The organism is Methanofastidiosum sp. (assembly GCA_013178285.1).
In the GTDB taxonomy this organism is placed as follows: Archaea; Methanobacteriota_B; Thermococci; order Methanofastidiosales; family Methanofastidiosaceae; genus Methanofastidiosum.
The window spans coordinates 34,842-49,574 of the sequence record JABLXD010000003.1; the positions used below are offsets into that span (position 1 = coordinate 34,842).

Sequence of the window (14,733 nt, forward strand, 5' to 3'; positions counted from 1 at the left end):
AAAAATCACGTTATTACTTATAAAATTCTTTGACAATTATCCTTCTTTCATCAATCTTTTTTCCGTCAAATAGCTTGTAGCAACCGCATGAAGCTTTACCTTCAGTGCATATACCTTCGCTGATACATTTTGGGCCAGAAGATTCAAATATGGCCGGTGAAACTTCAAGAACTTGGTATAGCATTTCCCAAGCCATATCCCTAATCTCCCATTGTGCCCTGTTGCAACAACGTAAATTGAAGAAATGTAGTAGTTCTCTTGCATTCATAGTCATGACAAGATTAGTCTTTGTTGCATTTGGAAGTACGAATCTTGCATCTTCGGGGGTTATACCCAATTCAAGGAGCTTCTTGTAACTTTCAGAAGTATCCCCAAGGCTCTTTTTGAATATTTCTTCAGCAGCTTTGTTTTTCTTAATGGAAGGAGGCGTAACAAATGGAACTTCTTCCATCTTAACATACCTTTGGCTCTGCTGGGTAAAAGAAGCTATTCTATGCCTTACAAGCTGATGTGAGCATGCCCTGGATATCCCTTCAATAGAAAAAGTAAAACTTGCGTGTTCAATAACTGAATAGTGACCATACCCAACAACTCGCTGAATCCTCTTTTTTGCATTTTCTGTGTCTATTTCCTTCAGCATATCAGAAGGAGTTCCTTCCTTCATTGATGTAAGGGCCGCTACAGCACAAACAGTTTCAGGATTCCTAGTATACTCTAAAAGAACAACTTTCATTATGCTGAATTACTCTAAATATTTTATAAGATTAAGCATTTATTTACAATTTAGCCTAACCCGTTAAGTTTATATAAAAAATAGTAATTATTGATTATCAATAGCTTTTAACTATTTAAATAATACCATCAATAAATCTAAAGCCATTAAGCTATTTTTGTTTATATTTTGTAATCATTTTGGAACATTGTTATATATTATCGATATCGAAAAGCTTATAAACTGGTAACTGTATATTGATTATCAGCTACTAAAGGATAGGTGAAGTGTTATGAAAATAGTTGAAAGAGGAATTGAAAGGCATATAGATAAGCCCTACACAGTTAGGATACTTGTCGAAAACCTAAACCTTGGCACAATAAGCCCAGGAACAATTCCAGGGTCTGTAAATGTAAAAACATACGACACTGATCTTGGAACATACCTAGAGCTTACTGGTGACGCAAGGGATGTTATAGAGTGCGAGACAAGAATAGTTGAGATGGAAGACACTATAAAGGTAAAAGACGTAAGAAAAGTATTTTCCGAGATTTAATTTTTTTATTTTAACAAATAATCTTGAGGAGAACAATGTTAGGAAGATACTCAAGGATTGCCATTTTATCAATACTTATATTGGTACTTATGGCACCATCTACTTGGGGCGCTACTAACAAAAATTTTCTCATTAATATTGCCAGTGTTAACGGAACTCCAATTGAAGATGCAGAAATTAGATTGTCTTTACAGTCAGATACAAACTATCAGAGGTCTGGAAACTCAAATTCTAGAGGGGAGTTACTTTTTGAAAACATAGCTGAAGGAACTTATTCATTTACTATTACAAAAAGTGGATTCGTGACAATACTTGAAAATGTGGATATAACTTCAATTGATTCAAAAACATTTTATATGAGACATTCAGGATTTAAGATTCTCTCGGGCAATGTCTACAAAGATTCAAACAACAACAATATTTTTGAAGCCGGTGAACCGGGAGTTGCAAATGCAACTGTTAAAGTGACCAATGTAACTACAAACGAAACATTCTCAGTCAACACAGATGAAAATGGAAAATATAGAATTGAAGTTCCCGACGCACAAAACTATAAAGTTATAGCTTCTTATTCTACTTCAGAATATGAGTTGCCTAACTCTGTAACTCCAGTGGATACTGTTGATTATTCTGTCAATGTCCCTTTAACTATCAAGGGTGAGGTTTATGGAAAAGTAACTACAGATGATGACAAACCTCTATTTGGAATACAAGTTTTCCTGAAAGGAACAACTGTATCCTACACTTCAACAGATCTTGGAGGATTCTTTAGATTCTCAGTTAAACCAGGTACCTATTTTGTAGAAGTCGAATTTATGGACTATGAGAAGTATACAACTGAACCCTTTAATCTTTCACAGGAAGAGCAAAAAGAGGTCACAATCGTATTATCAAAACAGAAAGGCACCCTTACTTATGAAATAAAAACTGAAGATGGCAGAGCCCTATCTGAAGTTGAAGCAGAGATATTAAAGACAGGAAGTGGAGTTTTAGTTCAAAAAATTACAAAGGCAAATGGTACAATACAGCTTGTACCTGGAGTATATACACTAAAAGCTGATGCAAAAGGGTATGATCCTTCTGAGATTAATTTTGAAATTTCTAAAGAAGGATTATCAAGATCTTTGACTTTAAAACAGGCAAACGGCTCACTAAAAGTTTCGCTAAAAGATGCTAAAGGTAATCCAATAAATGGGGTTTCTATACTCGTAGATGGAGTCCAAAAAGGCACCTCAGATAATTCTGGCACAATAGTGATATCAGGTCTTCCACCAAAAGAGTATCAAGTTGTAGCTTCTTCAACAATGTATGGAAAAGTTACTCAGATAGTAAAAGTTGAAGGAGAAACTGAAAAGGACATCAACTTAGTCTTAGAATCAAATATTTTGATTCAAGCACTACCTATAGTAGTAATTGCTGCGTTTTTCATTATCATAGCTTTATTAAAGATGAATGTTAAAAAAATAGGCCTTCCCAAAAAACCACCTACCCAACTAACCGAAAGGCCAAAATTGCAGGAAGGACCCACTCAATCATATTCCCAAGAAATACCCCTAAGACAGGACCTACCTGAGGAAAAGCCTCAACCAATTAAAAAATCAAAACTCAAAACAAAAAGACCCCTAAGAGGCCTTCCAAAAAAACCTTCAAAAAAATAGGGTAATCCATAAGCTTTTTTAGTTTGTAATTCTAATCTTATTTATATGAAGAAAAAAGTTGTTATAATAGGGGCGGGCCCTGCAGGTCTATTTTCCGCTTACAAACTTTCTGAAAATGATAAATTTGACATTGTTCTTTTAGATAGAGGCAGAGATGTAGATAGTAGAAAATGTCCACTTGAACATACAGGTGTGTGTGATGCTTGTAATCCCTGTAACGTCTTGTATGGGGCTGGCGGTTCAGGTTGCCTTTCAGATGGAATTCTAAATTTAAGGCCGGATATAGGAGGTGATCTGGAAGAGCTCACTGGAAAAGCAGACAAAGCATTAAAGCTAGTAAACGAAGTAGATTCAATATTTTTAGAACATGGTGCTCCTGAGAAACTTTTTATCGGCGAAACTGAGATGATCGAAGCTCTACAAAGAAAAGCTGAAGCATCAGGAATTAAGTTTATACAAATACCACAAAGGCACATAGGAAGCGACTATACTCCCGTAGTAATTAACTCAATAAAAAAATATCTCGAAAAAAAAGGAGTAAAATTTGTTCTGCTTGCAGACGTCACTAAAATAGAAAAAAGTAAGAATAATTATATTACCACATATTTACAAAAAAATATTTCTCATAATATAGAATCTGACTATGTCATCGCAGCCCCTGGAAGGGCAGGCTCTAGTTTTCTAATGTCTCAAATCAATGAACTCGGCATTAATATAGAGCACCAACCGATTGATGTTGGAGTTAGGGTTGAGGTTTCTAAAGTCGTGATGAAGCCGGTAATTGAAGTTAATAGAGATCCAAAATTTCACATCTACTCTAAGACCTATGATGATTTTGTAAGGACTTTTTGTACAAATCATGAAGGATATGTAATGAAGGAACAGTATGATGGGTATGTTGGTGTAAACGGCCATTCAATGAGGGACATCAAATCCCAGAATAGCAACTTTGCTTTTCTTTCAAGGGTCACATTGACATCGCCTGTTGAAGATACTACTTCTTATGGCGTCTCTATTGCTAAGATAGCTACAGTCCTTGGAGGGGGGAAACCGCTGATACAGAGATTTGGTGATTTGAGAAGAGGAAGAAGATCAACACCTGAGAGGATTAGAAGAAGCAATATTAAACCAACACTTCTGTCTGCAACTCCCGGCGACATAGCAATGGCATTGCCTTATAGAATAGTAACAAATTTAATAGAATCACTTGAAAGATTGGATAATGTACTCCCTGGAGTTGGAAGCGATTCAACACTCCTATATGCTCCTGAGATTAAGTTCTATGGTATAAAGGTAAAAGTTGATTCATCAATGGAAACTAATCTCCCAAATCTTTTCGTTGCAGGAGATGGAGTTGGGCTTTCAAGAGATATAGTAAACTCAGCAGCTACAGGCATTCTTGCAGCACAAGGGATATTGAAAAAGGAGAGTTAATTTTGAAAGACATCCAGTATATATTCATGGACATAGACGGCGTTCTCTATAGGGGCCATTATCCAATAAATGGTGCTAAAGAATTCATTGACTATTTAATTGAAGAAGGAATTAAGTTTATTTGCGTCACCAATAACTCTGCCAAAACTCCTTCCAACTATTCAAAAAGATTAAGAAATATGAAAATAAATATTGGTGAACATGAAATAATAAACTCTGGAGTCGCAACTGTAGAATTTTTGAAGGATACATTCCTAAAAGAAAAAGAAAATCTAAGTGCATATGTTGTAGGTGGTGATGGGTTAGTATCCTTAATAGAGAATTCTGGGATAAAAATAGATGAAAATAATCCCGATATAGTTGTCGTGGGGTGGGATATATCTTTTACATATGAGAAGATGAAGAAAGCGTCACTTGCAATCCAGAACGGCGCAATATATATAGGTACTAATCCTGATCTGACATACCCATCGCATGAAGGGATTCTCCCAGGGTGTGGTGCAATTTTGGCATCAATAACGGCTGCAAGTGGTGTTGAGCCCATTATAATAGGAAAGCCCAAAACGTTAATCATGGAAATGGCCGCTAAACGAATCTCTGCAAAAAAAGATCAAAGCTTGATGATTGGGGATAGAATTGATACGGACATATTGGCAGGAAGAAACTTTGGGATTAGAACTGCACTTGTATTGAGTGGAGTAGTTGACAAATCTGAAGCTTTAAAATCCCATATAAAATCAGATTATGTCTTTGAAGATATGATGGAGTTATATATCAATCTAAAAAAATCTAGAAAGGTGTAAAAATGAAAAGTAGAAGAATATTAGGATTGTGTTTAGTTCTGATTTTTTTACTACCTCTATGCCTTAATACTTCTCTTGAAAACTGGAATACAAGTGTTAAAGCTGCAAATCTCAGATTAGCTAAAGGAATAGAATACTATAATATTGCCTCAAATGCTTATTCTATTCAAGACATGGACAATGTTAATGTTTATGCTGATAAAGCTATACTTGAGCTTACAACAGCCAAAACTGCCCTTGATAATGCAATGGGCGAAGCCCAAAAAACAAATAAAGACTGGCTAGTTCTCTACACAAACTACTACTTAAAAAAAGTTCAATCTTTAAATAATGCAGCAGTTGAGATTAAAATCTTAAAAGAGTATTTTATCAATGGTCAGGAAGATGGAATTGCCCAATCAATGAATAATATTAGGCAGTATGAAGATGAGTTTAAGATGTATGACTTAAAAATGGAAGATATTAGAAGGGCTCATGTATCGGAGTTTCAGTAACTATTCTCTTTTCTTTTCAACTATTTTATCCGGCGTTGTAAAGTAGGGCCCCCCTAGGTGATTAATGAATTTAACTTTCTCAATATCAACGTAGTCCTTGTAGAAATCTTTTTCAATTTCACAATTTACTATCTCCCCAATAAAAAGGTAATGATCACCACATAAAAAGCAGTCAATTACTTTGCACTCGATAAAAGCAAAGCATTCTTTTATTGAAGGGCATGATACCTTTTTACCTTTAACTTCTTTAAGCTTGAATTCCTTGAACTTATCAACATTTCTTCCACTCTCAGACCCACACTGTAATACTTTGTCAATTAGATCCATTGATGGTATATTGACAGTAAACTCTTTGGAATTGCCTATTAGAACATGGGATAGCTTTTTCGTTGAAAGAGACACTGAAATAAGAGGGGGAGAATGGGAGATGGGGCTAGTCCATGCTACAGTAACAATATTGGATTTGCCCTGATATTTTGATGTGATTAAAACTAGTGGCCCAGGATTCAATAACCTTAATCCCTTTAGATTATCTATTTTGACCTTCATTCTACCTTATATCCTATTTTTTCTAAGATATCTCTTCTTTCTTTCTTTTCGTATTTGTCTTCAACTTTTTCTGCTGAGGTTCCATCAACAACACCTATAACAGAGCTTCCTAGATTTGTCTTTGCCACAATAACTTGGAAGGGATTTTCACTTGCACCATAAACAGTGCACACTGCAGGATGGGTTTTAACATTGTTTAAAACATTAATTGGGAAGGCTCCTCGCATCATAATGACAAATATATGTCCTGCACCTATCTTTAAAGCAGCATTTGCTGCAAGCTCTTTTAGATGTTCATCGTTTCCTGCAACCCTTGTTAGCTTAGGTTTGGCCTCGTTCATTGCAACCCCTATCTTGATTCCTGCAACACATGTTAAAAGAGTCTTCGCTAGATCGTCTACGGTATATATAGAAAAGTTTCCCTGTCCAACTATAAACTCTACACCATCATCCTTCTTTATGTCAATGACATTCATTTCCATATTACCACCTTTTTTCAAACTTTTAATATCACATAGGATTAATCTATGCACCTGTTGAGTGCTTCAAAGGCAAGTACCATGTCTTTTTCATCAACGACAAATATTGTATCCATGAAACAGCTCATAGTCTCAATAACATTTATCCCCACAGCTGAAAGGTTTGAGGATAAGTACGATACAACTCCTGGAGTATTCCCAATATCTTCAGGGCTCTTAACAGATATTTCGACAAGGTTCTTTGACACTCTCAATACATTTTCTTTGCCTATAAGATTTGTAACTTCCTCAAGGTAGTCTTCAAGTAAAATCAAAGTAATACCTTGGGATCCTTGGATAATATTAATAAGATAACCCTCCGATAGGGTCTTCTTTAGAACGGGCTCAAGTTTCAAGAAAACGTGCCAGCCAGGTTTTAAAGTTAAAGTTGCAACTTTTGTCTTTATGTTAATCCTACTTTTCTTTAGAATAACTTTTATTTTTTTCTCAAGAAAATTTTTTTCCTTCTGTAATTCTTCAGCATATCTTCTAGACGCTATTAGAACCGCTACCATGTTGTCTATTTTATATTCGTCCATTATCATTCGTGATAATGCAGAATAGTTGATTATTCCATACTTAAGACAGTCCATTATTGAGGGGTGTGCACCTATGTACTCCCTTACTATTTCGGCTATACTTTTTTTGTCTGACACAGTAATTATTTGTATGATACTATATTTAAATGTTCTGAATAATAGCTAGGCTGATAAATTATACCAAAATACTTAAATCATCTGTATTATACCTATTTTTGTTGTTTTTATGTCCATTAAAACTCCAAAGACCCTCAGAGAAAAGACAAGGTATGTCAGTTTTAAAATTGAGGGGGGGAAAGACTTTAAAAGAGAGGACCTAGTTAAGGCTATCTGGAATACAGCCATTGATTTTTTAGGAGAGTTTGGCGCTTCTGAAATAGGTCTTTGGGTAAAGGATTACGATGAAAGTAGAAGATATGGCATAATAGAAAGTAATATAAAATCATTGTACAAAGCTATATTTATACTATCACTTACTAAATCTGTAGGTAAAGAAAAAGTTAACATATTGCCTCTTTATGTATCAGGAACTATAAAGGGGTTAGAAAAAAATATTAAGTCTAATGTTAATTAGTTTATGGAGGTATATAAATGGCATTCGTTCCACCCGCATCTGGTTACGACCGGGCAATCACCGTTTTTAGTCCAGATGGAAGTTTGTATCAGGTTCAATATGCTGGCGAGGCAGTAAGAAGGGGAGCCACCGCTATAGGCATTAAATGCAACGAAGGAGTAGTCCTTTGTGTAGATAAGAGAATCCCTTCAAGGCTTGTTGAACCCGAATCGTTTGAGAAGATATTTCAAATAGATGATCATCTTGCAGCAGCAACATCAGGAATCATAGCAGACGCAAGAATTCTTGTCGACAGAGCAAGAATAGAAGCACAGATTCACACATTGAGCTATGATGAAAAGATGTCTGTCATGATGCTCGCAAAGAAGATTGGAGACTTAAAGCAGATGCACACACAGTATGGCGGATTAAGGCCATTTGGTGCTTCTCTAATTCTTGCAGGTATCAACTCAGAAGGGCCTCAGATATTTGTAACTGAGCCTTCAGGAGCTTACCTTGAATGGAAAGCTACAGCCATAGGTGCAGGAAGATCAGTAGCAATGGAGATATTCGAAAAGGAATACTCCCCCGAAATTTCAATTGAAGATGCAATAATGCTTGCCTTGAGGGCACTTAAGAAATCAATAGAGGGTGACTTGAGCAAGAGCAATGTAGAAATGGCTGTAATTAGCATGGAAGATAAGAGGTTTAAGAAAATAAATGAAGAAAAATTAAACTTCTATATCGAGAAAGTTAAAGAGATTAAGGAAGAGGAGGATAAGGAGTAGATTGTTTGATATCTCTAGATGATGCAGTTACTGCAAAACTCAAGTACCAAGGGGAACATTTTGAGATCTTAGTTGATCCTCAAAAGGCCCAAGATTTTAAGGGAGGAAATGAAGCAGATGATTTCCTCGCTGCAAACTTTATTTTTAAAGACGCAAACAAGGGAGATAAAGCATCTCCAGAGTCTCTTAAAAAAGCATTTGGTACAGATAATGTTAGTGAGATTTCAAAAATTATTCTAAAGAAAGGAGAAATACACCTTACTACCGAGCAAAGAAGAGCAATGATGGAAAATAAGAGAGCGCAGATTGTCTCTTATATTTCAAGACACGCCATAAATCCTCAGACTGGTCACCCACACCCACCACAAAGAATTGAAACAGCTTTAGAAGAGGCAAGAGTTTCAATAGATATGTACCGGAGAACTGAAGATCAGATTAAACAGATAATTCATGCACTGGCCCCAATTCTACCTATTAAGATTGAAAATAGAAGAATAGGAGTCAAAGTACCCGCAGAATATGCACCTAAAGCAATGGGATTTGTAAAAACTCTTGGTACTATTATTAAAGAAGAATGGGGAAGAGATGGCTCTTGGATGTTTGTAATTGAAATACCGGCCGGATTACAAGACGACCTTTTCAGCAAGTTAAATGGCGCCACAAAGGGAAACGTTGAGACAAAAATAATGGATAAATAATACGGAGAGATAGCATTGGAATTTTTAGTTAAAGACAGATCAATCGTTACGCCAGGAATGGCAATCGCAAAAGGGCCTTTTAGATACGAATATGGCGTTGATAAATTTGGGGATACAATAATATCCTCTGTTTTAGGCATAGTCTATATAGAAAATGATGGTGTCAAGGTAGTACCGCTTGAAGGAAAGTATATACCAAAAAGGGGCGACGACGTAATTGGAACAGTTGTAAGTATTAATCCTCTAAGTTGGGATTTAGAAGTAAATGCCCCCTACCTAGCTAACCTTCATGTCCAAGACGCTTTAAGGTATGTTAAGGACACTTCAAACCTTGAAAGGATATTCAAAGTTGGCGATGTAATTTATGCAAATATTAAAGATGTCGGGGAATCCTCAGACATAGTTCTACAGTCTAAGGAAAGACCTTATGGCAAATTGAAATGGGGAAGGGTTGTTAAAATCCATGCCACAAGAGTTCCCCGAGTAATCGGTAAAAAAGGATCTATGATTAAGTTATTGAAACAAATGACCAAATGCGAAATAATGGTTGGTCAGAATGGCAATATATGGATTAAAGGCGAGAGACAAATGGAAGACATAGTTGAGAACGCCATTCTTAAAATTGATAGAGAAGCCCACATACCAGGGCTAACTGACAGGATAAAAAAAATACTAGAAACGGAATTATCAAGATAATACTAGGTGTTATACATGGAGAAAGACATAAAGTTCTTTACTAATGGCAAGAGAATTGATGGAAGGGCCATTGATGAATTAAGGAACATAAAGATAGAAGTTGGAGTTTTTAAAAGAGCAGATGGCTCATCTTACATTGAATGGGGCGGAAACAAGATTTATTGTGCAGTTTATGGCCCAAGGGAAGCATACCCAAGATTTCTTCAAAAATCAGATAGGGCTATATTAAAGTGCAGATACAATATGGCATCATTCGCAGTTGAAGAGAGAAAAAGACCTGGCCCAAGCAGAAGGGTGGTAGAAATTGGTAAAGTAACACAAGGCGCATTAGAGCCTGCATTACTATTAGAAAATTTCCCAAAATGCATGGTCGAGGTAAACATTGAAGTTATCCAAGCAGATGCTGGAACAAGATGTGCAGGAATAACTGCCGCATCTGTAGCACTTGCTAACGCAGGAATACCCATGAAAGAATTAGTTCCTGCATGCGCCGCTGGAAAAGTTGATGATAAGATTGTATTGGACCTCTGTAAGGAAGAGGATAACTACGGTCAAGCAGATTTACCATTAGCACTTCTTCCAAGAAGAGATGAGTTTAGTTTATTGCAGATGGATGGAGACTTAACAGAAGAACAGCTTGAGGAAGCATTGGACCTCGGTAGAAAAGGATGCCTTCAAGTATATGAGATCCAAAAGGAAGCGCTAAAGAAAAAGTACATCACGGAGGATGTGCCAAATGAGTAGTGTTCTTTCAGATATTAAGAAAGATTATATGATTAGCCTCTTAAAGAACGGTAAACGTGACGATGGCAGAGGCCTTAATGACATGAGAGATCTTAAGATCGAACTTGGAATTGCAAACAAAGCCGAAGGGTCATGTTTTGTTCAAATTGGGAACACAAAGGTAATCGCTGGCGTTAAATGTGAAACCGGTGCACCATTCCCTGACACACCCAACCAAGGAGTATTTACAACTAATGCAGAATTAATTCCAATGGCTTCACCTGACTTTGAAGCAGGGCCACCAAGGGAAGACTCAATAGAACTTGCAAGAATTGTCGACAGAGGAATTAGAGAATCAGGTGCTATTGATTTTGAAAAATTAGTTATTAAGGAAGGGGAACTTGTTAGGGTTTTGTTTGTGGATATACACATAATGGATTACAATGGAAATCTATTCGATGCATCTGGAATTGCTGCAATAGGTGCTCTTTACAACACCAAAATGCCAGTTTTAGATGAAGAAGGTAAGAAAACAGAGGAGTTAATGCCTCTACCTATGAGAAAAATACCTATACCCTGTACTTATGCAAAAATAGCAGATTCAATCTTATACGACCCTTCAATGGAAGAAGAAAGTGTAATGGATTCAAGAATAACCGCTACAACTGAAGACAATGGAAGGATCTCAGCTATGCAGAAAGGAGATGTAGGAAGCTTTAAAAAAGAGGAGATTTTAGACATCGTCAGACGTTCAAAGGTCAGGGGCGACGAAGTAAGGTCCCTTTTAAAAGAAAAATTCTCTGAAATGAGGTGATGTTCATGGCAGTTTCAAATAAATCAACAAGTGCAGGAAGATTCGGGCCAAGATACGGTAGAAGGATTAGAGTCAAGATCTCTAACATTGAAGCACAGATGAGACAAAAACATAAGTGCCCACAGTGTGGAAGAAAATCTGTAAAAAGGATTAACACTGCAATCTGGCAATGCACTAAGTGTGAGACCACATTTGCAGGAGGCACATATCTTCCAGATACTCCAATGGGAAGAGTTTCACAGAAAGTGTCCGGTAAAGTAGGAAGTGAATAGTTGTATAAATGCATTGAATGTAAAAGAATACTCACCCCTACAGAACTTGATGATATAAGGGGAATTAAATGTCCCTACTGTGGTAACAGAATATTCATCAAGATGAGGCCAGAAATGGCAAAGACAGTGCAAGCACGTTAATATGATGCTTATCTCAACTTCTAGAAGGCCATCAACAAGGACTAGGTCCTTTGTTAAAGAGCTACTAGGAGTTATACCTCTTTCTTTTCAAGTCACAAGGGGTAAAAAATCTGTTGAAGAGCTAAAAGATATTGCTGTTCTCAAAGGCTGCAGAAGATTAATGATAGTTGAATCAAAGGATGGAAATCCTTCTGCCCTTTCTTTTATGTATATAGACAAAAAAGATTGGAAATGGCTAGGCGTCATAGATATTTCAGTTTCTCTTAGAAGAGAAATGAACATAAATAATAAATTAGACTTCTTTGATGATGATCTGCCTTTACTTATCCAAGGCGATAAAAGCGAATCCTTCGACTTCATAAAGGAGATGTTTTTCTGTCAAGATTATGAAGGTGACCAAGAAGGCCCCGTTCTATTGTGGAATGGAGATTATATCAATTTCTTAAGGGACGATATTTCAAGTTCCCCAATTGGCCCTAAAATTAAAGTATCAAAATGGAAGCGTTCAACCTGACGGCAGTAACAAGAAATAAATCCAGAGGAGTTCGTGCAGAATACGAAGTCAAGAAGTTTCTGCTTGAAAACGGCTATTTTGTCTTTAGCAAAAGAGTTAGCCAGAGTGGGCCTGACATCATCGCAATTAAGGACAAAATTACTATAATAATGGAAGTGAAGAGCACCAAACTTTCAAGTATCAAGATTAAAAAATCACAGATCAATTCACTTTTAAACGTGGCATCTGAAATATCAAAGAAGACGGTTCTTTCTCCTAAAGCAATTCTTGCAGTTAAATTTTCTTCAAAGGAGGGCGGTTGGACCTTTATTTCAATTGAAAATCAAATTTATGAGGATAAAATTATAAGAAAGCAACAGGAAAATCTATTAGAATTAAGCAAAGACTTAAAAAGTTTTATTTAACAATTAGAGAAAAGAGAGGGTCAGATGGCAGAAGGACAATCTAACACATTTTATTCAAAAGGATCTAGAAAATTCAAACAAAAAATATATTCTAAAAAAACTAAAAAATTGAACATGGGAAGGGTATCAGATTTCAAGTGGGATTTAAACCAAGTATTAAATAAACTTCCTGAAGAAAAAGCAGGTCTGATCCGTGGGCCACTTTATGCCAAAGCTTCAAAAATTGGTGTAGAAGAGGCCAAAAAATTCCTTAAAGATAAGGAAGACGAAGGGGTAATAGACAAGGATATTGCAATGGAGATATTAAGAGTCCTAACAAAATACTCCAAGTTCAGATAAATCTCTTATACTAAAATATTTTTTAAGTAATAAATTTATATATTGTATTCCAATTTTAGAATAGATAATATAGATTTGATTTTACTGATAAGATGTCGTACAATCCAAAAATAGACTATTATGAAACGATTGGAGGCATAACACCTTCTTCCAATATTAAGGAGATTAAGAAGGCCTATAGAAAAAAAGCCCTAGAGTACCATCCGGATAAAAATCCAGGAAAAGAGGATTGGGCAAAAAGTAAATTTTTAGAGCTGAAAGAGATTTATGAAACCTTAATCGATAAAGATAAAAAAACAAAATACGATAAAGAAAGAGATAAATATCTCTCTACCAAAAAGACAGTCAACTATGAAGGCAGACCTGGGTGGACATATACAACAGACCAAAATAGTAATTCTGTAAACTTTGATTCAATCCCAAGAACTTTTGTTAAGAGTAGACCTTACGTTGCCTATGATTATGCAAAAAACTCAAAACAGACACTTATCAGGATAATAGTCTATTCTTCAATGTTTATTATGGTTTTAGTCACGATATATATGCTTAGCATCCTCAGGCAATAAGTGCCTTCTTCTCAATATATTTTTCAACCATCTTAGCGTTTAATAAAGAAAGTTTTAATCCTGCAAGTGTCTTTTCAGTAGCTATCCTCTTTAGGATATCAATAGCTTTCTTATCCTGGGATATTCTTTCAAGTCCTGAAATAAACTCAGACTCATTTAGTTTTGAAAGGGCCGAAGCAATATCTTCTTCTTTAAATCTGCCTTTCTTTGGTATGATGTCTTCAACTAGCTCATCAAGAGAGTCCATATCAAACTTATCAGACATGTAATCATAGATTTTGTTATTGAAAGATTCCCTAATCGATAGGAGAATCATAGCAATATCTAGATCTTCAGTTAGATCTTCAACTTCCATTCTTTTAACACACTTCCACCCGGCATAGTTTCCGAGGAAATGGACCATATTTTTATTAATAACAGTTTCACTGCCCTTATCTTCAATAGGTTTCTGTCCGAGATAATTGTCAAGTACTTCTGGGGTTAGTCTTTCAATTCCAAGTTTTTCTAGTATCATCTCTGTGAGTAGTCCCTTTGCAATATCCTTTGCTTCTTTTATTTCTGCTATCTCTGATAATTTTTTAGTGGTCGTTGGAGATTTTGCTTTGTAAAGTGCACCCGAAATTTTTTTTTCATCCTTTATAATTGAGTCAACTATGGCCTGAATAAAATTTAGATCAAATCCCTGGCCTAAGTATTCATATATCTTTTCATTAAATGATTCTCGTATAGAGAGTAATAATCGTGCAATATCAAGCTTGTCTTTTCCCTCAAGGGTGTCAAAACCTTTGTAGCATTTCCACCCCTTGTAGTTACCGATAAACTCAACCTTTTCAGGCAATGCCATCAAATCACCTAATCTCATTCTGTGCTGATACTTTAAAGCCTTAACTGAATATATTATTATTTAGAGATTTAGGTTAGATTTTTCATAATATCTCCTGTAAATTTTTACCGATAAGAGA

Annotated in this window: 22 protein-coding genes; 17 read left to right on the top strand and 5 right to left on the bottom strand. The window is 35.9% G+C overall.

The window, feature by feature from the left end; translation table 11 throughout:
- Positions 1 to 13: 13 nt before the first annotated feature.
- Complete coding sequence (locus HPY60_02605; GenBank protein ID NPV50074.1) at positions 14 to 733, bottom strand: FAD-dependent thymidylate synthase; 720 nt, start codon at positions 731 to 733, stop codon at positions 14 to 16.
- 271 nt (positions 734 to 1,004) lie between these two features.
- Here HPY60_02605 and HPY60_02610 point away from each other — a divergent pair, with 271 nt between their 5' ends.
- The 5 genes from HPY60_02610 to HPY60_02630 are packed head-to-tail and all read left to right on the top strand — an operon-like array spanning position 1,005 to position 5,657.
- Positions 1,005 to 1,268 (top strand): hypothetical protein, encoded by a 264-nt coding sequence (locus HPY60_02610; protein NPV50075.1) that lies wholly within the window; start codon positions 1,005 to 1,007, stop codon positions 1,266 to 1,268.
- A 35-nt stretch (positions 1,269 to 1,303) separates the two neighbouring features.
- Positions 1,304 to 2,926, top strand: coding sequence for a hypothetical protein (locus tag HPY60_02615; protein ID NPV50076.1), 1,623 nt, complete (start codon positions 1,304 to 1,306; stop codon positions 2,924 to 2,926).
- Positions 2,927 to 2,971: 45 nt separating this feature from the next.
- Entirely contained in the window at positions 2,972 to 4,360 is a 1,389-nt protein-coding gene (locus HPY60_02620) for an NAD(P)/FAD-dependent oxidoreductase (protein NPV50077.1), read from the top strand.
- Positions 4,361 to 4,362: 2 nt separating this feature from the next.
- The gene (locus HPY60_02625; protein ID NPV50078.1) at positions 4,363 to 5,163 is read left to right on the top strand and encodes an HAD-IIA family hydrolase; all 801 of its coding nucleotides are present in this window, start codon (positions 4,363 to 4,365) and stop codon (positions 5,161 to 5,163) included.
- A gap of 2 nt (positions 5,164 to 5,165) precedes the next feature.
- Positions 5,166 to 5,657 carry a hypothetical protein gene (locus HPY60_02630; protein NPV50079.1) on the top strand — a complete coding sequence of 164 codons (492 nt, stop codon included), beginning with the start codon at positions 5,166 to 5,168 and terminating at the stop codon, positions 5,655 to 5,657.
- Here HPY60_02630 and HPY60_02635 read toward each other — a convergent pair whose 3' ends face one another.
- From HPY60_02635 to HPY60_02645, 3 genes are read right to left on the bottom strand one after another with little or no spacing between them, the layout of a single operon-like run.
- Positions 5,658 to 6,206, bottom strand: a complete 549-nt coding sequence (locus tag HPY60_02635; GenBank protein NPV50080.1) for a flavin reductase family protein — start codon at positions 6,204 to 6,206, stop codon at positions 5,658 to 5,660.
- The gene (locus tag HPY60_02640) at positions 6,203 to 6,688 is read right to left on the bottom strand and encodes an adenosine monophosphate-protein transferase (protein NPV50081.1); all 486 of its coding nucleotides are present in this window, start codon (positions 6,686 to 6,688) and stop codon (positions 6,203 to 6,205) included. The genes HPY60_02635 and HPY60_02640 overlap by 4 nt, the downstream gene beginning before the upstream one ends.
- Positions 6,689 to 6,726: 38 nt before the next feature.
- Positions 6,727 to 7,380, bottom strand: coding sequence for an ACT domain-containing protein (locus HPY60_02645; protein NPV50082.1), 654 nt, complete (start codon positions 7,378 to 7,380; stop codon positions 6,727 to 6,729).
- A 109-nt stretch (positions 7,381 to 7,489) separates the two neighbouring features.
- Here HPY60_02645 and HPY60_02650 point away from each other — a divergent pair, with 109 nt between their 5' ends.
- The 12 genes from HPY60_02650 (at position 7,490) to HPY60_02705 (ending at position 13,771) form a co-directional block, all read left to right on the top strand.
- Positions 7,490 to 7,837, top strand: coding sequence for a hypothetical protein (locus tag HPY60_02650; protein NPV50083.1), 348 nt, complete (start codon positions 7,490 to 7,492; stop codon positions 7,835 to 7,837).
- Between the two features lie 17 nt (positions 7,838 to 7,854).
- Positions 7,855 to 8,604, top strand: a complete 750-nt coding sequence (gene psmA / locus HPY60_02655) for an archaeal proteasome endopeptidase complex subunit alpha (GenBank protein NPV50084.1) — start codon at positions 7,855 to 7,857, stop codon at positions 8,602 to 8,604.
- Positions 8,605 to 8,609: 5 nt separating this feature from the next.
- Positions 8,610 to 9,302 carry a ribosome assembly factor SBDS gene (locus tag HPY60_02660; protein ID NPV50085.1) on the top strand — a complete coding sequence of 231 codons (693 nt, stop codon included), beginning with the start codon at positions 8,610 to 8,612 and terminating at the stop codon, positions 9,300 to 9,302.
- A 15-nt stretch (positions 9,303 to 9,317) separates the two neighbouring features.
- Entirely contained in the window at positions 9,318 to 9,998 is a 681-nt protein-coding gene (locus HPY60_02665) for a KH domain-containing protein (GenBank protein NPV50086.1), read from the top strand.
- 15 nt (positions 9,999 to 10,013) lie between these two features.
- Positions 10,014 to 10,742: an exosome complex exonuclease Rrp41 gene (locus HPY60_02670; GenBank protein ID NPV50087.1), complete on the top strand. Its 729-nt coding sequence runs from the start codon at positions 10,014 to 10,016 to the stop codon at positions 10,740 to 10,742.
- Positions 10,735 to 11,535 (top strand): exosome complex protein Rrp42, encoded by an 801-nt coding sequence (locus HPY60_02675; GenBank protein NPV50088.1) that lies wholly within the window; start codon positions 10,735 to 10,737, stop codon positions 11,533 to 11,535. Before HPY60_02670 ends, HPY60_02675 begins: the two co-directional genes overlap by 8 nt.
- 5 nt (positions 11,536 to 11,540) lie before the next feature.
- Positions 11,541 to 11,807 carry a 50S ribosomal protein L37ae gene (locus tag HPY60_02680; GenBank protein NPV50089.1) on the top strand — a complete coding sequence of 89 codons (267 nt, stop codon included), beginning with the start codon at positions 11,541 to 11,543 and terminating at the stop codon, positions 11,805 to 11,807.
- Complete coding sequence (locus tag HPY60_02685) at positions 11,808 to 11,948, top strand: DNA-directed RNA polymerase subunit P (GenBank protein NPV50090.1); 141 nt, start codon at positions 11,808 to 11,810, stop codon at positions 11,946 to 11,948.
- Between the two features lies 1 nt (position 11,949).
- Positions 11,950 to 12,462 (top strand): hypothetical protein, encoded by a 513-nt coding sequence (locus HPY60_02690; protein ID NPV50091.1) that lies wholly within the window; start codon positions 11,950 to 11,952, stop codon positions 12,460 to 12,462.
- Positions 12,444 to 12,866 carry a hypothetical protein gene (locus tag HPY60_02695; GenBank protein NPV50092.1) on the top strand — a complete coding sequence of 141 codons (423 nt, stop codon included), beginning with the start codon at positions 12,444 to 12,446 and terminating at the stop codon, positions 12,864 to 12,866. Before HPY60_02690 ends, HPY60_02695 begins: the two co-directional genes overlap by 19 nt.
- A 24-nt stretch (positions 12,867 to 12,890) precedes the next feature.
- Entirely contained in the window at positions 12,891 to 13,205 is a 315-nt protein-coding gene (locus tag HPY60_02700; GenBank protein ID NPV50093.1) for a hypothetical protein, read from the top strand.
- A gap of 92 nt (positions 13,206 to 13,297) precedes the next feature.
- Positions 13,298 to 13,771 (top strand): DnaJ domain-containing protein, encoded by a 474-nt coding sequence (locus tag HPY60_02705; GenBank protein NPV50094.1) that lies wholly within the window; start codon positions 13,298 to 13,300, stop codon positions 13,769 to 13,771.
- Here HPY60_02705 and HPY60_02710 read toward each other — a convergent pair.
- Positions 13,761 to 14,615, bottom strand: a complete 855-nt coding sequence (locus tag HPY60_02710; protein NPV50095.1) for a DUF2666 family protein — start codon at positions 14,613 to 14,615, stop codon at positions 13,761 to 13,763. The genes HPY60_02705 and HPY60_02710 overlap by 11 nt on opposite strands.
- Positions 14,616 to 14,733 lie beyond the last annotated feature (118 nt).